We start from the raw sequence: 23,042 nt of genomic DNA, 5'->3' as shown, positions 1-23,042 counted from the left end.
AAATTTAAATCGTTAACATGTTAATAACATCCTGGTGAAATGAAAGGCTCGCTAATTTGGCTTGTCATCCAGGGGTTGTGAACAAGGATATCGTCATTGATGAGCTTACTAACAGGCAGATCACACTATGAAAAAATCGGCGGGATATGGTTCGGCAGTAAATGAGGAAAACAGATTACTGGTGATTCTCTTTTTCGTTTTTGGCTGCGTTTTTGTTGATCGTTTAACCATATCTTTCTTATTCCCCATGATAGCTGCCGATTTGCAACTGAGTAATGTGCATCTTGGCACCTTGTCTGCCGTCTTGGCGCTAACCTGGGCATTGTCGGGGGCAGGATTAGGGGCAATTGCCGACCGTTTTAATATCCGTAAACCCATGCTCATTGCCTCTATTGTGGTGTTTTCTCTATTTTCTGCCTTGTCGGGGTGGGTCAATGGTTTCGCCATGTTGCTGATATTCCGCGCGTTGATGGGGATTGCTGAAGGGCCTGTATTGCCGATTGCACAGTCATTAATGGTGGAAAAATCGCAACCACAACGGCGTGGATTCAATATGGGCTTGATTCAAGGCGCCGCACCAGGGTTATTGGGGGGCATTATTGCGCCGCCGCTTATTATTTACTTGGCACAAAAGTGGGGATGGAGCATGGCTTTCCATCTGACAGCCTTACCGGGGATTATTTTGGCCTGGTTAATTTATAAATATGTTGATGGCAAAAAGAATCCGTCTTTTACGGCGGAACCAACAGCAAAGAATCAGTCGGAAAAGGCCGCTTACACCGAGCTATTCAAAATTAAAAATGTGGTGCTTTGCATCCTGATTTCTTGCGTATTCGTCACCTGGTTTATGGTCATTATTACCTTTACACCGAGTTTTTTGGTGACCGCTCGTGGCTTCAGCGAACGGTCAATGGGCGGCATCATGAGCGCTATAGGTGTGGCGTGGGTTTTCTGGGGGGTTGCGGTACCGGCAATTTCAGATCGCATCGGTCGTAAACCGACATTGATTTTTTTCTCACTGCTGGCGATTTGCTGCCCACTGTTTCTGAGTTACGTCGAAAACCTGTGGCTTTTGGGCGGGTTGGTGTTTCTGTCTTATACCGGTTTGGGATGTTTCACATTGTTTATGGCGACAATTCCTTCAGAAACCGTATCGAAGGCCCGCATCGCCACTGCGCTGGGACTGGTGATGGGCATTGGTGAAGTCATTGGTGGCTGCCTGGCACCTTTTACCGCAGGTTTTATCGCCGATCGTTACGGCTTGGTCAGTGTGATGTGGCTGGCAGCCATTGGAGCTGCTTGTGCCGTGGTATTAAGTTGTTTTCTCGATGAAACGGCCCCCGCAGTGGTTAGCCGAAAAACGTTGAAAAGTCAGGGTATCGCCGACGTCTGAAACGGTTTTTTACCCCTATGTACTCAAGGAGAACGAGCATGTCTTTAAATCCGTCAGTATTGAATCAGAACGCCGAGCCAGAGTGGAAGAACTATGACGATTTTGCCAGGGGGATTGATACTAACCGCCTGCCGCCGACCCAGGACTGGCGCGGAAAAACGTTGCAGATGGTGTTTGAACATGGTGAAGAGATGACGTTGCGTTTCAGTGCTGATCAGCAACGGCTGCACTGGACTTGGCAGGGAGAGCAGGGGGAAGACGCGTACGAGGAGGTCCGTACTTCTCCTTCACAATACTTCTTTAATATTCCTTTGCAGATACCAGGCAATGAATGCCTGACATTCGTGCTCAACGTGGATAGCGGACGAGTACTGATGGTGCGTAGCACGCTGTTGCCTGAACAACAGGTGACGAATGGCTCCCGCCTGGGGCAAACATTCAATGTTGGTCAGAGGGTGGGTATTACGCCGAGCGGCTTGGCTCCTCACTTGACCCGTGAGCTGCTGGGCTACCGCACGTTGAATATTTACAGCCCTAATCATTATTACGAACATTTCTACGTTAATACCGAACGTTATGCCTGGCAGAACCTGCGCGGTGAGCAGTTTGGCCACGGTGATATGGATTACGCCACATACTATAAATTTGCGGAGGACCAGTATTTATTCACCTTCCGGGAAAAGATTATCCCGGTTTGCTCGGTGTTCTTTTTCGACTTTACCCTTGGCCGCTGTACAGGGATATTTCTTGGACTGGATGCTGCCGGCAAGGTGTTAGTGTCCCCCGCCGGCGCTTTCATTCACAAGATGAGTTACAACACCTATCCCGACGGGGTACACCCCCTGTAATCAGCGGTTATTAACCAGAGCGTCGGTGGTGATGTCCGCGATAGTTTTCGCACCGATCAGCGTCATGGCGACGCGCATTTCTTTATCAATCAGTTCGAGCAGGTTGGCGACGCCAGCCTGCCCGGCTGCCGCGAGCGCATAGGCAAAGGCGCGTCCCAGCAATACACCGTCTGCACCCAGCGCAATCATACGCACCACGTCCAGCCCATTGCGAATGCCAGAGTCGGCGAGGAGGGTAATGTCACCTTTCACCGCGTCGGCAATCGCCGGCAATGCATGGGCGGTTGATAACACGCCGTCGAGTTGCCGGCCACCGTGGTTGGAGACCACAATGCCATCGGCACCGAATCGCACCGCATCCTTGGCATCTTCCGGATCCAGAATGCCTTTGATGATCATTGGGCCTTGCCAGAATTCACGGATCCAATCCAAATCTTTCCAAGAGATAGAGGGATCGAAGTTGGTGCCCAACCAGCCAATATAATCTTCAAGGTTGGTCGGTTTGCCACGGTACGCCGAGACATTGCCCAAATCATGCGGTTTGCCGCACAACCCGACGTCCCAAGCCCATTGTGGATGTGTCACGGCTTGCAGTATGCGTCGCACGGCAGCGTTAGGGCCACTCATACCTGAGTGTGCATCACGGTAACGTGCACCGGGCACGGGCATATCGACAGTGAATACCAAGGTTTTTACCCCAGCGGCTTTAGCGCGTTCTAACGCGTTACGCATAAACCCCCGGTCTTTCAGTACGTACAACTGGAACCACATCGGTCGATCGATTGCCGGTGCCACTTCTTCAATTGGGCAGACTGAAACCGTAGACAAGGTAAAAGGGATGCCTTTCTGCGCAGCGGCTTTGGCTGCCTGCACTTCACCGCGGCGGGCGTACATCCCCGTCAGACCGACGGGACCGAGGATCACTGGCATTGCCAGTTTTTCACCGAACAGACTGGTTTCCAGGCTGAGGTCTGACATATTACGCAGTATGCGCTGGCGCAGGGCAATACCTGCCAGATCTTCTGTATTGCGTCGTAGCGTATGCTCCGCGTAGGCCCCGCCGTCAATGTAATGGAACAGAAAAGGCGGAAGCTTAGCCTGTGCTGCGGCCCGGTAATCGGTTGATGCGGAGATGATCATATTTTTACCTTATTTCGATAACGTGCTTTTACATTCATAAAGTCAGGATCTGCGCCATAACGGCGGCGATCCCCCCGTACACCAGCAAGGGCAACACGGTCTTTCTTATAATTTTTCCTTCAGCATTGCTGATCCCAAGGATTGAGCAGACGGCGATAATATTATTCAGGCACACCATATTGCCCATGGCCCCGCCCACGGATTGCAGAGCCAGCGTCAGGTTGACGTTTAGCCCGCTGCTCAAGGCGATAGAATGCTGAATGCCGCCAAATGTCAGATTGGAAACGGTATTGGATCCTGAAAAGAACGAACCCAGTGCACCGAGGAACGAAGAGAACAGCAGCCAGCTTTCCCCGGTGAGCGATGCCAGCGCTTTGCCAATGAGGATCACCGGAGCATTGTCGCCACCTTGCATCATCAGATTGACCATCACTAAAGCGCCAAAAAGGGCGATAAAGGGTTTAGCTATGCGCCCTCCGGTTTCTGTAAACATCTGCTTTACCTGTTTGCGGTTTAGCTGAAACAGGGGAATACACAGCAAGACCACCAGTAAAAAAGGGATCAGTGCGGGCACATACAACGTTTTGTAGCTCGCAGCAGCAGACGTGCCTAATACCTGCTGTAATTCAATGATCAGGGCATCACTGATGCGCAGCTCGCCCAGACCACCGAGTTTGCCATTCCATAAAGGTGCATTGCTGTTGAGCAGCGCTTTAATACCCAGTTGATGAATACGCGTTACTATCAAAATAGCAATCAGCAGCAGAGTTGGGGTCATTGCTTTGATCACGTGAACGAATGGCACCGGTTGAGAGGATGTTTTGCTTTCGCTGCGTGTCAGACCAACTCCGGCGCGTGCCAAGAGTACTGACAGCATCAGGCCAATGGCACCGCCAACCAGAGCGGGAAATTCATAGTTAACCTGTGCCAACAGCAAGTAAGGCAGAGTGCAGCTCAAGACGCTGAGCAAAATAAAGGGCAGGTTGCGACGAATCTCATGCCAGGACACGATAAAACGGAGTGCCAGTAATGGAATAACAAATCCAGCGACAAAGTGGATCAACGCGGTTTGACGACCAATGTCCAGCAAGTCGACATCGGGAAGCCCCAGATTGGCGAAGCCGAACCAGGTGGGCGTGCCGACGGCACCGAATGACACAGGTACAGAGTTCATGACCAGCGTTAGCAGAGCCACGCGCAGTGGGTTAAAACCTAACCCGACGAGGATGGGGGCCGCAATGGCGGCGGGAGTACCAAAACCACTGGCTCCCTCAATCATAAAGGCAAATGCCCATCCGATGATCATCAACTGTGCGACTGGGTTAGGGCTGATATTTTCCAGCCAGTTCCGTACAACGTTTTCTGCTCCGCTGATCTGCATCAGTTTATTGAGCAAAATAGCGCCAGCGATGATGGTAATTGGCGTGAAAACTGAAACCAATGCGGTAATGATATTGGCGTGCAACAACAGTGGCAGGCCATTGAACCAAAACATTTGTACGGCATACACGGCAGCCGCTGTCAGCGGGAGCGCGATATAGGAAGGAACACCGTTCTTTTTGGTCATCATCCAGATCAGCAGGACGATGGGCGCAATACTGAAAAGCAGGGACATAAAAGCCTCAGGGTTATTATTGTTATTTGTAGAGGTATGTAGCCGAAAGGTTAATTACCGCAACATTTTCATTCTAATCACAACCTTGGCCGATGTTCCATTCGGCAATTATCCGGTATTGAAAAGTAGGGCGGTATCGTCACTTTGTTGGCGGCGGTGTTCGTATTGATGGGTTGATTATTTGATTAAAAATCAAAGTGATAATTTTATTTTTTATATGATAAATGTGTTGGGTCACATTAATTACACAATAATCATCAATAGATTATATTCAAAAGTGGCGTAATCCCTGACGGGCGCTACGGGCCCGTTCGGAATAATAATGTGATCTGGTTCAAAAATAGTGGCTGATACTTTGGTAGGACGCGATGATATGTTCAATCAGCAGTCGGGTTTTTAGCGGTAAATTACGGGTATAGGGATAGACTGCGTAAATGCCTAATACTTTGCCGCAGTGACCAGCCAAAATTTCCACCAGCTTTCCATCCTGTAAATCCTCATACACCATGCAGCGTGGCACCATAGCAATACCATAACCGCCGATCACGGCCTTACGGATTGCTCTGGCATTATTGGCAGACAGGTTGCCATTAACCTGCAACTCATAAATTTTGCTGCTGCCTGGCTGTTTCATCAACCAGTTGTCGGTACCGCTTTCCTGATAGGTGTAGGTCAGGCAATTATGCTGGAGTAGGTCATCGGCTGAGTGAGGCTCGGGATGTTGCTGCAAATAGCCTGGCGAGCAGACGATCACCCAGCGCGAATCCAGAATCGGTCGGGCAATCAGGCTTGAGTCTGGCAGGGTACCGGTACGGATTGCCAAATCAATCCCTTCATTGACCAGATCGACGAAGCGATTTTCGAGCCGCATCTCAACCTTCAGGTTGGGATGGCGGGCGCAGAATTCTGCCACGCTCTCACTTAGCAGCAATTCGCCTGAAATGGTCGGGACTGACATACGGATCACGCCGGTCAGTTCATCGCTTTTTTCACTGACAACGTTCAGGGCTTGCTGAATTTGAGCGCCAATCTCCTTGGCCTGGTGGTATAGGCTTTGGCCGTTTTCAGTCAGCGTCAGGCTACGGGTGGTGCGGTACAGCAGGCGTGCGCCAAGGGATTTCTCCAGTCGGCCGATACGTTTACTGACCACCGAACTGGTAATTCCGGCTGTTTCAGCGGCTTTGCTGAAGGAACCGCAATCAACAATCAGGGCAAACAGGATCAGGTCGTTGGCATATTCATGTGTGGGCAGCATCAGTTGGTGTTTTCCTCGTCCCAGAGCAACCGTCAGTGTATACCCGTCATACTGCAAGCTGCATCTTTGTTGGCAAGTTTGTGCGCCTTGGTCGACGCGCTATCTATGCCCCTGAAACTCATCCGCTGCGGTTGGGCGAAAATTTCGCGGCCAGAGAGCCATCACCAGTGCCAAAATGAGAATTGTTATTGATATCACTTTTAGGCCGCTTACAATGCCTGCCATCTCAAGATTTAGGGTAAGGGTTCTTCATGGAGTTGCTACGGGTGGTGTACCACCAGTATCGCTGGCCGTTTTTGGCGGTAATGGCGTTAACCATGGCCAGCGCGGCGTTGGGCATAGGTATCATCGCCTTTATAAATTTGCGGCTGATGACGGTAGCGGGCAACCCTCTGGCCGTATTACCCGAATTCCTCGGGCTGTTGGCATTGCTGATGGCGGTAACGCTGGGCTCACAGTTAGCGCTGACCACGCTCGGCCATCATTTTGTGTTCCGGCTACGTGGCCAACTGGTTAAGCGCATCCTGGATACGCATATTGAGCGAATAGAACAATTGGGCAGCGCTTCGCTGCTGGCAAGTCTGTCCAGTGATATTCGTAATATCACGGTTGCTTTTGTGCGCTTGCCGGAGCTGGTGCAAGGGGTGATATTAACTGTAGGATCGGCGGCCTATCTGGGTTGGCTGTCACCGCAGATGCTGGTGGTAACCGCGATTTGGGTTGCCATCACAGTGGTGGGTAGCGGTTGTTTGGTGTCTCGTGTTTATCGCCATCTGACCCGTGTGCGTGAAGCGGAAGAACGTCTGTATGAACATTACCAATCTGCGATTGATGGCCGTAAAGAGTTAGCGCTGAACCGCGATCGTGCCAAGGCGTTGTACCAGCAGGCCTACCAACCCGATGCTGAAGATTATCGACATCACATTATCCGCGCGGATACCTACCATCTCAGTGCCGTCAATTGGTCGAATATCATGATGTTGGGTGCGATTGGTTTGGTGTTTTATATGGCAAATAGCCTGGGCTGGGCCGATACCGCTGTTGCGGCGACGTATTCACTGACGTTGTTGTTCCTGCGTACGCCATTGTTGCAGGCGGTAGGGGCATTCCCGACGCTGATTAGCGCTGAGGTGGCTTTCGGCAAGGTCAAAGCGTTGCAGCTTGCAGATTATCAACCCACGTTTCCTGCGGTAAGCGCCAAAGCCTGGCAAACCCTGGAGCTGCGTGATGTGATGTTCCACTATGGCGCGGCGGAGCAAAAAGCCGGGTTCGCAGTTGGGCCTATTAACCTGACGCTGCGCCGTGGTGAACTGGTCTTCCTGATTGGCGGCAACGGCAGTGGAAAATCAACGCTCGCGATGCTGTTAACTGGGTTATATCAGCCGGTTAGTGGGCAAATTATGCTGGATGGTGTGCCACAGACTCCGGCAGATATGCATGATTATCGCCGTTTGTTCTCCGCTATTTTTACCGATTTTCACCCGTTCCACCATCTGCAAGGGCCTGAGGGGGAGCAGCCAGATACTGCGCTGGTAGAAAGCTGGCTTAACCGATTGAACATGAAAGACAAGCTGAAGTTCGATGGCCTACGAGTGACCAATCCGCAGCTATCGCAAGGACAGCGTAAACGTCTGGCGTTACTGCTGGCAGTGGCTGAAAAGCGGGATGTCCTGCTATTGGACGAATGGGCGGCGGATCAGGATCCGCAATTTCGGCGTATCTTCTATCGTGAGTTGCTACCGCAGCTACGCGCACTGGGAAAAACGGTTTTCGCCATCAGCCATGATGACCATTACTTTGAACATGCCGATAGGCTGTTGCAAATGCGTGATGGGCATCTGAGCGAATTGACCGGCAATGACCGTGAGCGTGCCAGTCGGGACTCGATTTCGCAGATTGACTGACCCTTGTCATTCGGGCCGCATCGGCGGTCCGAATAACTGTGTGTGAGCGCAGGGTACTATCCGATAAATACAACATATCACGTCACCTCTCCCGCAAATCTCCAGTCAAACCTGCCGCCAATTCCTCTTACCTAAAGTCAATTAATTGAGTATTGATTTATTTACTGGTGGTTTAATTTTGATCTGTTGTGTTGTGTCACACTGCGCCATCGTTCACCAATACAGCATGCATTCATCGCCTATGACGCACCGTCCAGACTGTTTCTCTGTAGCTACCTCGCCTCAGGTGTCTGGGTAGCAGTTATTTTTTAAATTACTAGGGTAACAAAACACTTTATCGATCGTTTAAATAGATCAATAATTGGATTTTAATTGATTTAATCTATTATGCGAGGCGGCTGTGATAAGCAAGGATGACGCGGATATCAAACGTAAAGCTTGGCTGTGCGTGTTTATCGGCTGCGGGGTGTTTTGGTTGGCCGTCGCCGCTGTGATTTATTGGCTGCTTATTTAGGAAATGTGTCGATGGACAAAAAACGCGTAAAGAATACGGGGGGCGCCCGGGATGATAGCCCGGCCAAGATCCCCCCTTCCTGGCAGTTGACTCGTGAGCAACGGGCGTTTATCAACGACCTATGGCAAGACGACGCCGTAGAGTCTACATCGGAGCAGCCTGCACGGCCCGATGTTAATGAATAACCCGATTGCGTCCGGCCAACATGCCGAACAGCATTTGCAGCAGCGTCAACCCCAGCAAAATGGCCAGCGGTAACCGCCAGCCTTGTGTTAGATCGTGCAGCAGACCGAACAACGTTGGCCCCAGTGCCGCCAGAAGATAGCCTACCGATTGCGCCATACCCGACAATTGTGTGGCCTGGTGATGATGGCTACTGCGTAGGCCAAAGAAGGACAGTGCCAGCACCAGAGAGCTTCCCGCCCCCAATCCGGCAAAAATCAACCACACCAGCGAATTTTCCGGCCTCAATAACAGACCGGCAACGCCGATAAAAATCAGCAGCGAACTGCACAGTGCGATAGCCCGCTGATCCCGTGCACGCGGCAGAATAAATACCATGACGAAGTTAGCGACGATCGCCACCAGTTGATAAATAAACAGCTCAAAACCCGCCTGTTGCGGCGAGGTGCCGTGGCTGGCGGCAAAGGCACTGAACCAACCGATAATGGTGTAGAAGGTAATGGACTGTAAGCCCATAAACAGCGCGACTTGCCAACCAAGCGCACTGCCCCAAGGGGAGCGGGATGGCACAGGTTGAACGACGGGAGTGGTGCTGCGCATGGACGTGGCGGGGCGGCGCAGTTGCGGCAGCCAGACAATCAACGCCAATAAAGCCGGTAGGCTCCAACACAGCAAGGAAAAACGCCAGCCTAGATTGTTCAGTGCTGCCAGCGGTACGGCCAGGCCAGAAGCGGTAGCCGCGACCAGCGACATCACGGCGGCATAGCCTGCAATCATCGCGGCGGCCCGTTGCGGGAAGTCGCGTTTCACCAGTGTCGGCAACACCACGTTGGCAAATGCGATAGCGGCGCCAATCAAAACACTGCCCAGCCACAGCATGCCGGTTTGCGGCAGGGAACGTAGCACAATGCCGGTAACCAACAGTAATAGCGCCATACCCAGAGTGCGTTCAATACCCATACGTTTGGCCAGACCGGGTGTCACTGGTGATAACACAGCGAACAGGATCAGCGGCAATGAGTTAAGCAGGCCAGCCGAGGTAGCGGATAGGGCCAGCTGCTGTTGGATTTGTTCCAGTAATGGGCCAACGCTGGTCAGTGCGGCCCGCAGGTTGGCCGCAACCAACATAATGCCGCAGATCAGTAATAAGGGATGGCGTAACCGGCTGCGTTTTATAGCGGCAGACGTTTGGGGTAAGGCAGAATGGGGCATGAGTTCCTCGCACCAGGGCATGCAGTCAATCAATGCTGCACGGCATGATGCGTTGATTGACGTTAACGCTTACGTACCGACAGTTGGCCGATATCTGCGCGCAAGTGTAGGGGAAGATCCCCCGGCCTGACAAGGGGGCGCTGAAACGGCAGAGACGCAATTCTGGTGTTTGCGAGGAAAGGTTAAGGAAGCATAATTGCTATTATGTGATCCCGATCACCTGATGAATTAAAAGTCAGCCAGGTAGACGGCTACACCACCGCTTTCGTTTTCTGCATATCATCGGGCTCTTCATCCCGGCAACTGCGCCCGCTCTGATATTTCACTTTGCCTTTCTCTGTCCTTAAAAATTTTCACTTCATTTCGATTCGAAAGGTTTTTAGCCAATTTTTCTGCTAAAACAGCGCTGTAGCCCCGATCACAATTTCATTGCTTTCGCTTTGCTGTAATGCCAGCGCAGTAGAGCGAAAGCCATCTTCTCCCCGGCCCGGCCGGAAACCTGAGGACCGCAGCTCATGCCAGTGAATACCGCAAAACGACGTGAACACATTATTGATCTGTTATGCGAACACGGAAGCGTGCGCGTGGAGCAGCTCAGCAAACAATTTGCAGTATCCACGGTGACGATCCGCAACGATCTGCGCTTTCTGGAACGAAAAGGGTGTGCGCTACGGGCTTACGGCGGCGCGATGCTCAATCAACAATTCGCCTTCGATCGTCCGTTACATGACAAGGGGCGGTTAAACCGCGACGTGAAGTCGCAGATCGCGAGCGTAGCAGCAAGCTATGTGCGTGATGGTGATGCGCTGATCCTCGATTCCGGTTCCACCACCACTCAGATAGTGCCGTTCCTGAAAGGGCGACGCGATTTGGTGGTGATGACCAATGCGCTGAACATTGCTTATGAGCTTTCAGGTAACGATGGGGTGGAGGTGATGGTGCTGGGTGGCAGTGTGCGCCGTAACTCCTACTCGCTCTACGGTCCAGCTGCCGAGCAGCAATTGCGCCAGTACCGTTTCGACAAATTGTTTTTGGGGGTCGACGGTTTCGATCTGGCTGCCGGTATTACCACGCCTCACCCCGGTGAGGCACACCTTAACCGTGTGATGTGTGAGGTGGCGCGCGAGATCATCGCCGTGGCGGATGCCAGCAAGTTTGGTCGCAAGAGCTTTTGCATGATTCGTGAAGCTGGACAAATTCATCGGCTGATTACCGACAGCCTTCTTCCGGACGATTACGAGCGGGCGTTAACCGAGTTGGGCGTGGAGGTTGTCATCGCCGATCGGTAGTACGGCGCCTGCGTGGGGGATTCATGCAGCAGTTGTTACAGCTTATTGAGCAGCACAAGGCCGGAAAACCGGTTGGGATATTTTCCGTTTGTTCCGCTCACCCCTGGGTGCTGAAAGCAGCCCTGCGGCAGGCCAAAGAGCGTGGTACGCCAGTGCTGGTTGAGGCCACATCGAATCAGGTGAATCAATTTGGCGGCTACACTGGCCAAACCGCGGAGCAATTCCGCGATGCCCTGTGGCTGTTGGCAGATGATGTAGGGCTGGCGCGTGATCGTCTCTGGTTAGGGGGCGACCATCTCGGCCCGAATGCCTGGCAGGATCGCCCGGCAGAAGAGGCGATGATGCTGGCAGAAACACTAATCGATGATTATGTCCGTGCCGGCTTTCGTAAAATTCACCTTGATTGCTCCATGTCTTGCGCTGGCGATCCTTTCCCTTTGAATGATGAAACGGTGGCCACTCGCGCAGCGCGATTGTGTGCCGTCGCAGAACGTGCCTGGCAGGAAAGCGGCGGTGAGGCACCGGTGTATGTCATCGGCACTGAAGTACCGGTGCCAGGTGGCGCACAGGAAGCGCTGGAAGGTATGCAGGTCACTACGCCACAAGCCGTACAGCAAACGCTTGACGTTCACCGGCAGGCTTGGCAACAGGCAGAATTGGTCGATGCCTGGACGCGAACCATTGCGCTGGTGGTGCAGCCGGGTGTCGAGTTTGATCATCACAGCGTGGAACACTACCAACCGCAGCGTGCCCATGCGCTAAGCCGTTTTATCGAACGGCAACCGGGTATGGTTTACGAGGCACACTCAACGGATTACCAACCCCCACAGGCCTACCGGCAGCTGGTGAGCGACCATTTCGCCATCCTGAAAGTCGGCCCTGCGCTGACTTTTGCCCTGCGCGAGGCGCTGTTCGCCCTGGATCATATTGAACGTGAATGGTTGGGCGAGCATCAGTCGGCACAGCTGTGTGCCACGCTGGAACAGGTGATGCGCGAGCAACCACAGCAGTGGAGCCGTTATTACCACGGCAATCCGCATCAACAATATCTCGATCGCCACTACAGTCTGAGTGACCGGGTACGTTACTACTGGCCGCAACCGCAGGTCCAGCAGGCAGTGGAAAAGCTGGTAGACAATTTGCGTAGTCATCCCGTCCCGTTGGCGCTGTTGAGTCAATATCTACCCGATCAGGCCCGTGCAATGAATGCAGGTGAGCTAAGCGAGGATCCCCAGGATTGGGTGATGCACAAGGTGACGCAGGTGCTCGTTGATTACCATGCCGCCTGTTATCCGGAGGTGCATTGAAATGCCAAATATCCTGATGACGCGTATCGATAACCGCCTGGTGCACGGCCAGGTCGGCGTGACCTGGACCAATACCTTGGGTGCCAATCTGGTGGTTGTCGCCAACGATGAAGCTGCCGCCGATCCCGTGCAACAAAACCTGATGGACATGGTGGTGGCTGAAGGGGTGCAGACGCGCTATTTCACGCTGCAGAAAACCATCGACGTGATCCACAAAGCGGCAGATCGGCAGAAAATCTTTTTGGTATGTAAAACGCCGCAGGATGTTTTGCAACTGGTGCAGGGTGGGGTGCCGATCCGTTTCGTGAACGTCGGCAACATGCATTTCGCCGAGGGTAAGCGACAGGTGCATAAAACGGTCTCACTGGATGACGATGACGTTGCCGCTTTTCGCGAGTTGGCTGCGCTTGGTGTCGAGTGTGAGGTACGCCGGGTGCCGGATGAAGCGGGTGAGGCGATCGGCAAACTGTTGTTTTGAGGTCGGGGGTAATCATGTTGACTGATGCATTATTGATTGCGCTATTGGCAGGATTGGCAGGGGTCGATCTGTTTGATGGTCTGACCCACTTCCATCGTCCGGTAGTGCTGGGGCCGCTGGTCGGTCTGATTCTGGGGGACGTTTACACCGGCCTGTTGGTCGGGGGCACGTTGGAATTGGTGTGGATGGGTATGGTGCCGCTGGCGGGAGCTCAGCCCCCGAATGTGGTGATTGGCGGGGTGATTGGCACAGCATTCGCCATTCTGACCAAGGCAGACCCTAAGGTAGCGATCGGCGTTGCAGTGCCGTTTTCGATTGCAGTACAGGGCTGTATTACGCTGTTGTTCACCTTGTTTTCGCCAATGATGCACCGTTGCGACCGTATGGTGAAAGAACTGAACTGGCGCGGTATCGAACGGGTGAATTATCTCGGTATTGCCATCCTGTTTACGTTCTATTTTGTGGTGGCGTTTTTGCCGATTTATTTCGGTGCCGACGCGGCCAGCGCCATGGTGCAAAAGGCGCCGGTTTGGCTGTTGGATGGCCTGGCGGTAGCGGGCGGTATGATGCCGGCGATTGGTTTCTCATTACTGATGAAAGTGATGATGAAAAAAACCTACGTGGCCTACTTCATCCTTGGTTTTATTTCCGTCACCTTCCTGAAATTGCCCATTCTGGCAGTAGCGCTGGGCGCGCTGGCGATCGCATTGATCGATTTCTTTAACAGTCAACGGGCCGGTGCGGATTCGCCCAAACAGCCTGTACAACAGGAGGATGCTGAAGATGGCATTTAATGATTCCGACGACGTGCTGGCACAAAAAGCGGAGAAGCGTTTAGCACAGGCACTGGCCACCAGCCAGGTCGAGCAGGATGACTACGTCGATAGTCAACCCGCGGAGGCGTTGACCCGTGGAGATATCAACCGCATGGCTTGGCGTTCGTTGCTGTTGCAGGCGTCGTTTAACTATGAACGTATGCAGGCCGGTGGCTGGCTGTATCAGTTGATCCCGGCGTTGCGCAAGATTCACCGCAATCCGCAGGATCTGTCCAACTCGATGAAAATGCACATGGAGTTTATCAATGTGCACCCGTTTGACGTCACCTTTCTCTCCGGATTGGTGTTGGCAATGGAACAAAATAAGGAGAAAATTTCCACCATTCGCGCAGTAAAAGTGGCGCTGATGGGGCCACTGGGGGGCATTGGCGACGCGCTGTTTTGGCTGACGCTACTGCCGATCTGTGCCGGGATTGGTGCCTCACTGGCGCTGGAGGGGAGCCTGTTCGGGCCGATCGTATTCCTCCTGTTGTTTAACGTTTTCCATTTCGGTTTGCGCTTCGGGCTTGCGCATTACGGTTATCAGGCTGGTACCAGTGCGTTGGCGCTGCTGAAAACGCACACCCGACGAATATCCCACGCCGCTTCGATTGTCGGCATGACGGTGATCGGTGCGTTGGTGGCCTCATACGTTCATCTTTCCACCCCGCTGGTGATGCATGCCGGCAAGGCCAGTGTGGCGTTACAGACTGACGTGCTGGACAAGCTGATGCCCAACCTGTTGCCTCTGTGCTTTACGCTGCTGATTTTCTTCCTGATGAAACGTGGTTTTTCACCCGTCAAATTGATTGGTGTGACGGTGGTGATTGGGGTTGTGGGCAAGTTTATCGGTTTATTGTGAGGAAAGGGTTATGCCAGGCATTGTGATTACCGGCCATGGCGGCTTCGCCAGCGGGCTGTTGCAGGCGGTTGAGCAAGTGGTGGGGCCGCAGGAGAACTGCGTCGCGGTCAATTTTCCCGAACAGATGAACACCACCCAGTTAAAAGCGGCGCTGAGCGCCGCGCTGGCTGAGGTGATGCAACCGGACGGTGTGGTATTTCTCACTGACATGCTCGGCGGTTCACCATTCCGCTGTGCCAGTGAACTGGCTGACGTGCACGGGGATTGTGAGGTGTTGACGGGAGTGAATATGCAGTTGGCGGCAGAAATGATGCTGGAACGGGAAGGGTTGAGTCTGGATGAGTTTCGTGAAGTGGCACTGGCATGCGGCAAGCGCGGCCTGACCAGCCTATGGCATGAAAGACGCCGGGTAAAATGCGAAGACGTGCAAACCGACGGCATCTGAGGAAAACGGGACGCCGCCAGTGGGCGGCGTCCCGTAGGTTAACCCGCCACAGGCAGTGGGCTCAGTGACATGCGGGCCGGTTGGTTTTCTTCTGCGCGGCTAAAACGCCAACAGCTTTGATGATATTTCGCCACGCTGTTGCGGTGCGCCACGCTGACCAGTGTCACCTGCGGTAACTCATCCACCAGTAAACAATACATCAGTTGTTCTGTCTCATCGTCTAGCGCGCTGGTGGCTTCGTCGAGGAATAAAATGTTTGGACGAGTCAGAATGGCGCGGGCGAATGCCAGCCGTTGTTGTTCACCCGGCGACAGGCGGTGACTCCAGTTAGCGCTGGTATCCAGCCAGCGTTGCAGATGCTTCAGACGGCAATTTTCCAAGACTTTCAACAATTGCTCATCACTGTATTCGGCTGCAAGGTGCGGATAACTCAGTGCTTCCCGCAGCGTACCGATCGGAATATAACTGCGCTGTGGCAGAAATAGGGTACTACTGGCGGCGTCGCGACCAATCGCACCGGAGCCATATGGCCAGATACCGGCGATAGCGCGCAGCAGCGTGGATTTACCGCAGCCCGATGGACCGACGATCAGTACGCGCTCGCCGCGTTTCAGTGTCATCGAGGTTGGCTCCAGTAAACTCTGGCCGTCTGGCAACTGTAGACTGAGACGATCGAGGATCACCGGTTGACCGTTTTCCTGCTGCAATTGGATGCCACGTTGCTGATGGTGCACCTGTTCCACCGCAGCGTTAAAACCAGCAAGACGGTTAACACAGGCTTTCCAGGTTGCCAAATCGCTGAAGGCATCAATAAACCACGACAACGCTCCCTGGACCTGACCAAAGGCGGAGGCGATCTGCATCATGCCACCCATTTGGATGGCCCCGGAGAAATAGCGCGGAGCGGCTACTAACATAGGGAAAACAATGGCGAATTGGCTGTAGAAGTTAGAGGCGATATTGAGCCGTCGGGTGATGCGCATAATTGACCACCAGTTGGCACGGATGGTGTCAAAGCGGTCGCCCAGCTGCTGTGCTTCGCGCGGTTCACCCTGATACAGTGCAATCGCATCGTTGTTTTCACGGATGCGGATCAGGCCGAAACGAAAGTTTGCCTCATAACGCTCCTGATTAAATCCGAGTTGGACCAATGGTTTGCCGACCCACCAGATTAATAGTGAACCCAGCACCGCATACAAGAGGGCAAACCACACCATGTAACCAGGCAGGGTAATGGCATGCTGGTGAATGATAAAGGTCATTGGCCCACTGACATGCCAGAGAATGGTGATAAAAGAAAACAGGGTCACCAGACTGGAAAGCAGCCCGAGAGACAACGACAGTGTGTATTGTGTCAGGACGTTGAGATCCTCGGCGATACGCTGGTCGGGGTTATCAACGATCTGCTGTTGCTCGGTATGGTAATAGGCCTGATGTGCCAACCATTTTCCCATGAACTTCTCTGTCATCCAGCGCCGCCAGCGCATTTGCAGGCCTTGCGTCAGATAAATTTTATACACCGCCAGTACGATGAAAATGAGCGCCAGATAGGTAAAGCGCCAAAGCTGTGCCTTGAACACCGGGTAGTTTTTGTTTTGAAGCGCGTCATAGAACACTTGGTTCCATTGGTTGATCAATACGCTGATATACACCAACCCGAGCGACAGGACGATGATGGCGATCAGCATCGACCAGGCCCGCCATTTTTCTTCCGAAATCCAGAATGGCTTTATCAATTGCCAGACGGCATGTTTAGAGGTAGGGGTAGTGTTCATGGGATCCCATAAATTATGCATTTTCTTCAGCATGGGCCGGGGGCAAGTAACAAACAAACCTGGACTGTAAGCAGTTTTAACGCAGCTAACCGTTTGAAATATTGCGACTGAATCGTCAAGGGTGATGCCATGCACGATGACGGTTATACTGGCGCCGAAATTTGGGTTGTTTATTGCGGAAAGGATAAGTGATGAAGGCGTTGGTTCCCCTGCTATTGGCCTATGGCGTGCTTGCCAGCGATCAGGCTATGGCACAGATTGATGAGCCGGATATTAATGCCGATTGTCACAAGGTGGCGAGCTACGCTGAACTTGGGAAAAGCGCGTATAAGCGTGGCGATTATTCGCGTGCCGCTGATATTTTCCGCGATCAGGCTGCCTGGAGCGAGTTTTGTGGTCTGGACGATCAGGCGACGGCCACGGCCTACAATAACGTGGCATTGGCACTGATGCATGCCGGTGAACTGCTCAAGGCCCGCGCTTATTTAGAACTGGCACCGCAAGACAGTAAATCCCAACATAACCTAAAGCTGTTGCAACAGCGGTTAGCGAAGCAGCCGCCGTTGGATGGGCCTGGTGGTGTCTACTGGCAATACGCCGGGCGTGGCGTCTGGAGTGAAGTGGACATCAAACCGCAGGATGGACACTGGTTGATTAACTATTCCGGGTATTACATGCCACAGATGGGGCTGTATTACGGACCGAATATGGGGGAATTCGCCGAGGTGCTGCCGATTGAGCATGGCAAAGCGGTATACCATCAGCGGGAACCGGAGGACGCAATGGCATGTGATGTGTCTATGCAGTTCAGGGCTGACTCGTTGGACATGCACACCCATGGTGACTGCGGTTTTGGTTTTAACGTACGGGCTGAAGGGCGCTTTGTGCGGGTTGAATAGTTAGCCTCGGGCATTCAACAGAATGAATGCCCGGTGCTGTTGCAGGTTTAAGCCCAGGTGGCGGCACCACTCAGCAACTCTTTCCAGGCCTCAACGTTACCCAGATAGTTACCCGCAGGAATCTGGCGCAGGTGGCCTTCGCTGTCTTCCAACGCAAAGGTTGGGAACCCTTGCCCGTGAATTTTGGCAAGAAGTGCCCGGCTTTGAGCAATGTGCTGTGCGGTCGGTGCGCCAGCATTAAAGCGCATTTCGGCGATGAATGGGGCAGAAGGCAGGCCCAGCTCTTTTGCCAATGCTTCCAGTACTGGCGTATCGGCAATGCGGCGGCCTTCCTTATAATGCGCCTCTTGAATGCGGTGCAGCATATCCAGCCCACGACCACCCAGTGCCTGGGCTGCCAGTATTGCAGTGATTGGCGGCTCAGAATCCATGACTGCGGTGGTATCACGCAGTAGCCCATTGAAATAGGCTTCACCAAAAGTCTGCCCGGTTAACTCCGCAATACGTTTATCGTGCGGAATGACATAGTTGCGCCATTCATCCGTGATCTGACGGCGATTGTTGCCGGTCATCATGCCGCCAGCGTGCAGGGCGATGGTCAGCCCTGGAATAGTTTTGGCCGCTTTTACCAGTGGGGCAGCGCCATAGCACCAGCCACACAGCGGATCGAAAATGTAATGCAGAGTCGTGCCGGTCATGTTTATTCCTCGTTATACCTACTGTCCTTCAGGCGACAGCATTGCCGCCTGAAGGAGTTTGGGTACTTCACTGTGCAATCTCAGTAACGCCTTAGCCTGCTTTTTGCTGCACGCTTATTGAGGCCACTTCATTTCGCCCTTCAGCACCTTGGCGCTCAGTTCCAGGCTCGATTCGTCTTTCAGGTTCGGGTAATGCTTTTTCATTGCCGCAATCAGTTCTGCAGAATTTTTGGTCTTCGGCAGCTCGGCTTCCAGCGTGGTCAGATAATTCTGGGTAAAGGTGACGGACTTAAGCGTCTGATCGGCACCTGGCAGGAAGTGACCCGGAACAACGACTTTTGGCTTCAATGCCTTGATGCCTTCCAGCGTTTGTTGCCAGTGTGCGCGTGATTCAACGGTCTGGTTATCGGCTACCCACGGATGGATATTGTCACCGGCCACTGGAACACCGCCCACGACGGCTTTCAGTGCTGGGATCCACACATAGGTGCGTTCTGGTGTTGGACCCGTCAAACCTTTCACTTCCACTTTCTGACCGTCAACGGTGAAGCTGTCACCCTGTAGCGCCTGAGGTACAACGACCGCTTTTGGTGCGTTATCTTTCAGGATCGGGCCCCAGTACGCGACTTTGCCGTCTTTGGTTGCATTGATTTCTTCGATAGTGCCTGGTGACGCGATGATTTTCGCCTGTGGGAAAGCGGCTTTAATGACGTCCAGACCGAAGTAGAAATCAGGGTCTGAATGGCTGATGTAGACGGTGGTCAGCTTTTTGCCGGTTGCTTTAATCTTTTTCACCAGTTCTTCAGCGTCATTGCGCTGGAACTGAGCATCGATCAACGCTACTTCGTGTTTGCCACTGATGATCTCAGATGACACCGGGAACACGCTTTTCTCGCCTGGATTGTACACTTCCATGGTCAGGGTATTGGCCGCAGTGGCGTAAGCGCTGAAGGTAGTGATGCCGGCGAAGGCCAGAGTCAATAATGATTTGTTAAACATGGGTAGAGGTCCTTGAGTAGCGATTAATGTTGTATAGATGTTAGGTTGCATAAAGCGATAGAAAAACCGGATAATAAGCAATTATTCATTGCGTAAATCGGACGAATCATGGATCGCATTACCGCAGCTGAGGTTTTTATCACCATTGTTGACCGTGGCAGCATGATTGCCGCAGCGGAAACGTTGGAAATGTCGCGAGCTATGGTGACGCGTTATCTGGCCCAAATGGAGCAATGGGCCGGCGCACGTTTACTGCACCGTACTACCCGTAAGCTTAGTCTGACTGACGCTGGAGAGCGCACATTGGAGCGTTGCCGACAGATGTTGGCGCTGGCAGGTGAGATTGATTTGGTTGAAGGTGAACAGAGCGACGAACTGCGTGGTCTGTTGCGTATCACTTGTTCGCAGTCTTTGGGCCAGACGGCATTGGTGGGGGCGGTAGCGCAATACCTAAAGCGCCATCCGCAGGTTGCAGTGGATCTGCAAATGAATAATCGCACGGTGAATTTGGTGGAGGAACGTATTGATTTGGCGCTGCGTATCACGAATGAACTGGATCCCAATTTAATCGCTCGGCCCTTGTCATCGTGTGCATCTGTAGTCTGTGCATCACCGGCTTATCTGGCGGCGCACGGTACACCACGTCATCCACAAGATTTGGCATTGCACAACTGCCTGACGTATTCCTACTTCGGTAAAAGCCTGTGGCATTTTGATCACCAAGGGGTGAAATCGGCGGTTGCGGTCAGCGGCAACCTCAGCGCAAACGAGTCTGTGGTGTTAATGGCGGGTACCGTACAGGGTGCCGGTATTTCCATGCAGCCTTACTATTCAGCAGCGCCGTTGCTGGCCAGTGGTGAGCTGATTGAGCTGATGCCAGATTATCAGCCCCAATCCATGGGGATTTACGGTATTTACACCTCACGCCGACAGATGCCTGCCACTTTACGCACCATGTTGGACTTTCTGGTGGAGTGGTTTGCCAACGATGTCGGTTGGCGAGCGACGCTGCGCTGATATCGTTAACACGGCCGTAATATTTGTACACATTTTTCATCGTCAGCGCATTCAAGCGGTTAGACGGTTCATGGGATCTTTTTGTGCGCTGTCACGGCCTTGTCACTGGTTCTTATACTGAACGTCATGTTATTTCTGTCCTGTGAGAAGGGTGAATAAGACTTAATAATTATAGGGTTAAGCAGATTCCCTGGCTCTTTGCACTCCACTTCTGATTTTTCACGGGTAGCCTGCCAGGTTGCCCGGCGATTTTTTGTGTTTTTATCTGCCTCGTGCGACTGCCGCCGGGGCTTTGTTGATTGGGAGCGTTACACATGCCTGTTTCTCTGCTCGCACTGGCATTAAGTGCATTTGCTATCGGCACGACCGAATTCGTTATTATGGGGTTGCTGCCAGAAGTTGCCAGGGATCTGCAGGTCTCTATTCCTTCTGCTGGCTGGTTGATCAGTGGTTATGCGCTTGGCGTGGCTATCGGCGCGCCGATTATGGCATTGCTGACCGCCAGGTTGCCGCGTAAAAAGACCTTGTTGCTGCTGATGGTGATTTTCATCTTCGGCAATATTATGTGCGCCTTGGGTTACAGCTACGATTTCCTGATGCTGGCGCGCATTATCACTGCATTGTGCCACGGTGCGTTCTTCGGTATCGGGGCGGTTGTGGCGGCTAATCTGGTGGCACCCAATCGCCGTGCCTCTGCTGTCGCACTGATGTTCACCGGCCTGACGTTGGCTAACGTGTTGGGTGTGCCGCTAGGTACTGCCTTGGGGCAGGCGTTGGGCTGGCGCTCAACGTTCTGGGCGGTGGCGGTGATCGGTGTGTTATCTCTGATGGCGCTGTACAGCAAGTTGCCAACGGTGAAGGATGAAACACCCACCGATCTGAAAAAAGAGTTGGCGGCACTGCGCGGCGGCGGTATCTGGCTTTCGCTACTGATGACTGTGGCCTTTGCCGCATCGATGTTCGCGCTGTTTACCTATATTGCGCCGTTGTTGACTGAAGTGACCGGCGTTTCGTCGCACGGCGTGAGTTGGACGCTGCTGTTGATGGGCGTGGGTCTGACGCTGGGCAATATCTTGGGCGGCCGTCTGGCAGACTGGCGTTTGCCGTTGACGCTGACCTGTACTTTCCTGGTGATTGCTTGCTTCGCTGCGCTATTTAGCTGGACCAGCCATTCGATGGTGCAGGCAGAAATCACGCTGTTCCTGTGGGCGGCGGCGGCATTTGCCGCAGTGCCTGCATTGCAGATCAACGTAGTGACTTACGGTAAAAAAGCCCCCAACCTGGTGTCTACGTTGAATATTGCCGCGTTTAACGTCGGCAATGCCATTGGTGCCTGGGTGGGAGGCGTGGTGATCGCTCAAGGACTAGGCTTGACCAGTGTCCCTCTGGCTGCTGCGGGGATCGCACTACTGGGGTTGGTACTGTGTCTGGTCACCTTTAGCCGTGCCAAGCGCCCGGCTAGCGTGTAATTACCGCGGCCAAGCGGGCGGGGAGAGACTCCGCCTGCTGTTGCAAATGCTCGGTAAAGGCGGTGACCAGCGCCGAGGCAGGACGATGCAGCGGCCGGATCAAACTGACGGTGAAGGGGACTTCAACGCTGAATGGGCGAACGTGAACGCCGTTGTGGGCATAATCAAGCGCCGTTAGCGGGTTCACGATCGACACGCCTACACCTGCTTTAACCATAGCGCAGACCGATGCGGCGCTGTGGGTTTCCATCACCAGACGGCGATTAACACCCTCCTCACTGAACAGCGAGTCCAGCAGTTGGCGATAACTGTCGGTATTTGACAGGCTGATAAAGTGTTGCCCAGCAAAGTCCTGCGGTGTCAGCACCGATTTTGCCAACAAGGGATGCCCCGCCGGTAGCACGCACACTTCGTTCAACGTCATCAACGTCATGCGCTCGGTTCCCGCCGGTGTCAGCGTATTTTCCGTCAGGCCTAAATCGTGACGCTGTGCCGATAACCACTCTTCCAGTAACGGTGATTCCTGCGGGATTACGCTGAAGCTCACTTCTGGATAGCGATCAATAAAGGGTTTGCACACGGCGGGCAGCAGTGACTGCGAGAACACCGGCAGGCAGGCGATCGAAAGCTGTGCTTGCTGAAACTGGCGGATGCCTGCGGCGGCGTTGACGATGCGCTCCAGGCCATAATAAGAACGCTGAACTTCCTCCAACAACCTCAAGCCTTGAACCGTCGGGGATAAACGACCTCGCACCCGCTCGAATAATTGCAATTGAATCAGTTTTTCGAAGCGTGCCAGCTCGCGGCTGACGGTGGGTTGCGAGGTCTGCAACAGCGCAGCGGCCTCGGTCAGATTGCCGGTAGTCATCACCGCATAGAAGATTTCAATCTGGCGCAGGGTTATTGCGTGCATCGACAGGTTCCA

General features: G+C 53.2%; 23 protein-coding genes. 15 read left to right on the top strand and 8 right to left on the bottom strand.

Annotated features, from left to right (window positions below):
* The first annotated feature begins 127 nt into the window (after nt 1-127).
* Nucleotides 128-1,393 carry an MFS transporter gene (locus tag SGBXF1_RS19665; protein WP_186427408.1) on the top strand — a complete coding sequence of 422 codons (1,266 nt, stop codon included), beginning with the start codon at nt 128-130 and terminating at the stop codon, nt 1,391-1,393.
* A gap of 38 nt (nt 1,394-1,431) precedes the next feature.
* Nucleotides 1,432-2,241 carry a MoaF C-terminal domain-containing protein gene (locus SGBXF1_RS19660; protein WP_186427407.1) on the top strand — a complete coding sequence of 270 codons (810 nt, stop codon included), beginning with the start codon at nt 1,432-1,434 and terminating at the stop codon, nt 2,239-2,241.
* Here the strand turns inward: SGBXF1_RS19660 and lldD are convergent, their stop codons facing one another.
* The 3 genes from lldD to SGBXF1_RS19645 all read right to left on the bottom strand — a co-directional run bounded on the left by lldD (nt 2,242) and on the right by SGBXF1_RS19645 (nt 6,251).
* The gene (gene lldD / locus SGBXF1_RS19655) at nt 2,242-3,381 is read right to left on the bottom strand and encodes an FMN-dependent L-lactate dehydrogenase LldD (protein ID WP_186427406.1); all 1,140 of its coding nucleotides are present in this window, start codon (nt 3,379-3,381) and stop codon (nt 2,242-2,244) included.
* Between the two features lie 34 nt (nt 3,382-3,415).
* Entirely contained in the window at nt 3,416-4,996 is a 1,581-nt protein-coding gene (locus SGBXF1_RS19650; protein WP_037418354.1) for an L-lactate permease, read from the bottom strand.
* 334 nt (nt 4,997-5,330) lie between these two features.
* The gene (locus SGBXF1_RS19645; protein ID WP_037418357.1) at nt 5,331-6,251 is read right to left on the bottom strand and encodes a LysR family transcriptional regulator; all 921 of its coding nucleotides are present in this window, start codon (nt 6,249-6,251) and stop codon (nt 5,331-5,333) included.
* 251 nt (nt 6,252-6,502) lie between these two features.
* Here SGBXF1_RS19645 and SGBXF1_RS19640 point away from each other — a divergent pair, with 251 nt between their 5' ends.
* From SGBXF1_RS19640 to SGBXF1_RS19630, 3 genes are all read left to right on the top strand, one after another.
* Entirely contained in the window at nt 6,503-8,155 is a 1,653-nt protein-coding gene (locus SGBXF1_RS19640; RefSeq protein ID WP_186427405.1) for a multidrug ABC transporter permease/ATP-binding protein, read from the top strand.
* 400 nt (nt 8,156-8,555) lie between these two features.
* Nucleotides 8,556-8,669, top strand: a complete 114-nt coding sequence (locus tag SGBXF1_RS19635; protein ID WP_017893837.1) for a YmiA family putative membrane protein — start codon at nt 8,556-8,558, stop codon at nt 8,667-8,669.
* 11 nt (nt 8,670-8,680) lie between these two features.
* The gene (locus tag SGBXF1_RS19630) at nt 8,681-8,854 is read left to right on the top strand and encodes a hypothetical protein (protein WP_165392874.1); all 174 of its coding nucleotides are present in this window, start codon (nt 8,681-8,683) and stop codon (nt 8,852-8,854) included.
* Here SGBXF1_RS19630 and SGBXF1_RS19625 read toward each other — a convergent pair.
* The gene (locus SGBXF1_RS19625) at nt 8,844-10,064 is read right to left on the bottom strand and encodes a CynX/NimT family MFS transporter (protein ID WP_061808431.1); all 1,221 of its coding nucleotides are present in this window, start codon (nt 10,062-10,064) and stop codon (nt 8,844-8,846) included. The two genes, SGBXF1_RS19630 and SGBXF1_RS19625, sit on opposite strands and share 11 nt — an antisense overlap.
* Here SGBXF1_RS19625 and SGBXF1_RS23970 point away from each other — a divergent pair.
* The 7 genes from SGBXF1_RS23970 (at nt 10,063) to agaF (ending at nt 15,260) form a co-directional block, all read left to right on the top strand.
* The gene (locus tag SGBXF1_RS23970; RefSeq protein WP_255212244.1) at nt 10,063-10,194 is read left to right on the top strand and encodes a hypothetical protein; all 132 of its coding nucleotides are present in this window, start codon (nt 10,063-10,065) and stop codon (nt 10,192-10,194) included. The two genes, SGBXF1_RS19625 and SGBXF1_RS23970, sit on opposite strands and share 2 nt — an antisense overlap.
* A 385-nt stretch (nt 10,195-10,579) precedes the next feature.
* Nucleotides 10,580-11,353, top strand: coding sequence for a transcriptional repressor AgaR (gene agaR / locus SGBXF1_RS19620; RefSeq protein WP_037418365.1), 774 nt, complete (start codon nt 10,580-10,582; stop codon nt 11,351-11,353).
* A gap of 23 nt (nt 11,354-11,376) precedes the next feature.
* Nucleotides 11,377-12,660, top strand: coding sequence for a D-tagatose-bisphosphate aldolase, class II, non-catalytic subunit (locus SGBXF1_RS19615; RefSeq protein ID WP_186427404.1), 1,284 nt, complete (start codon nt 11,377-11,379; stop codon nt 12,658-12,660).
* A gap of 1 nt (nt 12,661) precedes the next feature.
* Complete coding sequence (gene agaV / locus SGBXF1_RS19610) at nt 12,662-13,138, top strand: PTS N-acetylgalactosamine transporter subunit IIB (protein WP_037418370.1); 477 nt, start codon at nt 12,662-12,664, stop codon at nt 13,136-13,138.
* Between the two features lie 14 nt (nt 13,139-13,152).
* Nucleotides 13,153-13,932: a PTS N-acetylgalactosamine transporter subunit IIC gene (agaW, locus tag SGBXF1_RS19605; RefSeq protein ID WP_061808434.1), complete on the top strand. Its 780-nt coding sequence runs from the start codon at nt 13,153-13,155 to the stop codon at nt 13,930-13,932.
* Complete coding sequence (locus SGBXF1_RS19600; RefSeq protein ID WP_061808435.1) at nt 13,922-14,815, top strand: PTS system mannose/fructose/sorbose family transporter subunit IID; 894 nt, start codon at nt 13,922-13,924, stop codon at nt 14,813-14,815. The genes agaW and SGBXF1_RS19600 overlap by 11 nt, the downstream gene beginning before the upstream one ends.
* Nucleotides 14,816-14,825: 10 nt before the next feature.
* The gene (gene agaF, locus SGBXF1_RS19595; RefSeq protein WP_186427403.1) at nt 14,826-15,260 is read left to right on the top strand and encodes a PTS galactosamine/N-acetylgalactosamine transporter subunit IIA; all 435 of its coding nucleotides are present in this window, start codon (nt 14,826-14,828) and stop codon (nt 15,258-15,260) included.
* Between the two features lie 38 nt (nt 15,261-15,298).
* Here agaF and SGBXF1_RS19590 read toward each other — a convergent pair whose 3' ends face one another.
* A complete protein-coding gene (locus SGBXF1_RS19590; RefSeq protein ID WP_186427402.1) occupies nt 15,299-17,035 on the bottom strand; it encodes an ABC transporter ATP-binding protein/permease in 1,737 nt (578 codons plus the stop codon).
* Nucleotides 17,036-17,226: 191 nt separating this feature from the next.
* On the opposite strand from SGBXF1_RS19590, the gene SGBXF1_RS19585 reads away from it, so the two are divergent.
* On the top strand, nt 17,227-17,934 hold the full coding sequence (locus SGBXF1_RS19585) for a tetratricopeptide repeat protein (protein WP_186427401.1): 708 nt from the start codon (nt 17,227-17,229) through the stop codon (nt 17,932-17,934).
* 47 nt (nt 17,935-17,981) lie between these two features.
* Here the strand turns inward: SGBXF1_RS19585 and SGBXF1_RS19580 are convergent, their stop codons facing one another.
* Nucleotides 17,982-18,632 carry a DsbA family protein gene (locus SGBXF1_RS19580; RefSeq protein ID WP_037418381.1) on the bottom strand — a complete coding sequence of 217 codons (651 nt, stop codon included), beginning with the start codon at nt 18,630-18,632 and terminating at the stop codon, nt 17,982-17,984.
* Nucleotides 18,633-18,746: 114 nt separating this feature from the next.
* Entirely contained in the window at nt 18,747-19,631 is an 885-nt protein-coding gene (locus SGBXF1_RS19575) for an MBL fold metallo-hydrolase (protein WP_061808438.1), read from the bottom strand.
* A gap of 108 nt (nt 19,632-19,739) precedes the next feature.
* On the opposite strand from SGBXF1_RS19575, the gene SGBXF1_RS19570 reads away from it, so the two are divergent.
* Nucleotides 19,740-20,648, top strand: coding sequence for a LysR family transcriptional regulator (locus SGBXF1_RS19570; RefSeq protein WP_186427400.1), 909 nt, complete (start codon nt 19,740-19,742; stop codon nt 20,646-20,648).
* A gap of 314 nt (nt 20,649-20,962) precedes the next feature.
* Nucleotides 20,963-22,117, top strand: a complete 1,155-nt coding sequence (locus SGBXF1_RS19565) for an MFS transporter (protein ID WP_037418389.1) — start codon at nt 20,963-20,965, stop codon at nt 22,115-22,117.
* On the opposite strand, the gene SGBXF1_RS19560 is transcribed toward SGBXF1_RS19565, so the two are convergent.
* A complete protein-coding gene (locus SGBXF1_RS19560) occupies nt 22,107-23,030 on the bottom strand; it encodes a LysR family transcriptional regulator (protein ID WP_061808440.1) in 924 nt (307 codons plus the stop codon). The genes SGBXF1_RS19565 and SGBXF1_RS19560 overlap by 11 nt on opposite strands.
* Nucleotides 23,031-23,042 lie beyond the last annotated feature (12 nt).

This window comes from Serratia grimesii, from assembly GCF_900186025.1.
In the GTDB taxonomy this organism is placed as follows: Bacteria; Pseudomonadota; Gammaproteobacteria; order Enterobacterales; family Enterobacteriaceae; genus Serratia; species Serratia grimesii.
The sequence above is the reverse complement of the archived record's forward strand: the minus strand, read 5'-3'. Positions and strand labels throughout refer to the sequence as shown.

What these genes read in the sequence shown, in the direction of transcription:
- SGBXF1_RS23970 (WP_255212244.1), top strand. Translation starts at nt 10,063, where the DNA reads ATGAGTTCCTCGCACCAGGGCATGCAGTCAATCAATGCTGCACGGCAT.
- SGBXF1_RS19600 (WP_061808435.1), top strand. Translation starts at nt 13,922, where the DNA reads ATGGCATTTAATGATTCCGACGACGTGCTGGCACAAAAAGCGGAGAAG.
- SGBXF1_RS19560 (WP_061808440.1), bottom strand. Translation starts at nt 23,030, where the DNA reads ATGCACGCAATAACCCTGCGCCAGATTGAAATCTTCTATGCGGTGATG.
- agaF (WP_186427403.1), top strand. Translation starts at nt 14,826, where the DNA reads ATGCCAGGCATTGTGATTACCGGCCATGGCGGCTTCGCCAGCGGGCTG.
- SGBXF1_RS19565 (WP_037418389.1), top strand. Translation starts at nt 20,963, where the DNA reads ATGCCTGTTTCTCTGCTCGCACTGGCATTAAGTGCATTTGCTATCGGC.
- SGBXF1_RS19640 (WP_186427405.1), top strand. Translation starts at nt 6,503, where the DNA reads ATGGAGTTGCTACGGGTGGTGTACCACCAGTATCGCTGGCCGTTTTTG.
- agaV (WP_037418370.1), top strand. Translation starts at nt 12,662, where the DNA reads ATGCCAAATATCCTGATGACGCGTATCGATAACCGCCTGGTGCACGGC.
- SGBXF1_RS19585 (WP_186427401.1), top strand. Translation starts at nt 17,227, where the DNA reads ATGAAGGCGTTGGTTCCCCTGCTATTGGCCTATGGCGTGCTTGCCAGC.
- SGBXF1_RS19645 (WP_037418357.1), bottom strand. Translation starts at nt 6,251, where the DNA reads ATGCTGCCCACACATGAATATGCCAACGACCTGATCCTGTTTGCCCTG.
- SGBXF1_RS19570 (WP_186427400.1), top strand. Translation starts at nt 19,740, where the DNA reads ATGGATCGCATTACCGCAGCTGAGGTTTTTATCACCATTGTTGACCGT.
- SGBXF1_RS19575 (WP_061808438.1), bottom strand. Translation starts at nt 19,631, where the DNA reads ATGTTTAACAAATCATTATTGACTCTGGCCTTCGCCGGCATCACTACC.
- SGBXF1_RS19650 (WP_037418354.1), bottom strand. Translation starts at nt 4,996, where the DNA reads ATGTCCCTGCTTTTCAGTATTGCGCCCATCGTCCTGCTGATCTGGATG.
- SGBXF1_RS19630 (WP_165392874.1), top strand. Translation starts at nt 8,681, where the DNA reads ATGGACAAAAAACGCGTAAAGAATACGGGGGGCGCCCGGGATGATAGC.
- SGBXF1_RS19660 (WP_186427407.1), top strand. Translation starts at nt 1,432, where the DNA reads ATGTCTTTAAATCCGTCAGTATTGAATCAGAACGCCGAGCCAGAGTGG.
- lldD (WP_186427406.1), bottom strand. Translation starts at nt 3,381, where the DNA reads ATGATCATCTCCGCATCAACCGATTACCGGGCCGCAGCACAGGCTAAG.
- SGBXF1_RS19665 (WP_186427408.1), top strand. Translation starts at nt 128, where the DNA reads ATGAAAAAATCGGCGGGATATGGTTCGGCAGTAAATGAGGAAAACAGA.
- agaR (WP_037418365.1), top strand. Translation starts at nt 10,580, where the DNA reads ATGCCAGTGAATACCGCAAAACGACGTGAACACATTATTGATCTGTTA.
- SGBXF1_RS19580 (WP_037418381.1), bottom strand. Translation starts at nt 18,632, where the DNA reads ATGACCGGCACGACTCTGCATTACATTTTCGATCCGCTGTGTGGCTGG.
- SGBXF1_RS19590 (WP_186427402.1), bottom strand. Translation starts at nt 17,035, where the DNA reads ATGAACACTACCCCTACCTCTAAACATGCCGTCTGGCAATTGATAAAG.
- SGBXF1_RS19625 (WP_061808431.1), bottom strand. Translation starts at nt 10,064, where the DNA reads ATGCCCCATTCTGCCTTACCCCAAACGTCTGCCGCTATAAAACGCAGC.
- agaW (WP_061808434.1), top strand. Translation starts at nt 13,153, where the DNA reads ATGTTGACTGATGCATTATTGATTGCGCTATTGGCAGGATTGGCAGGG.
- SGBXF1_RS19615 (WP_186427404.1), top strand. Translation starts at nt 11,377, where the DNA reads ATGCAGCAGTTGTTACAGCTTATTGAGCAGCACAAGGCCGGAAAACCG.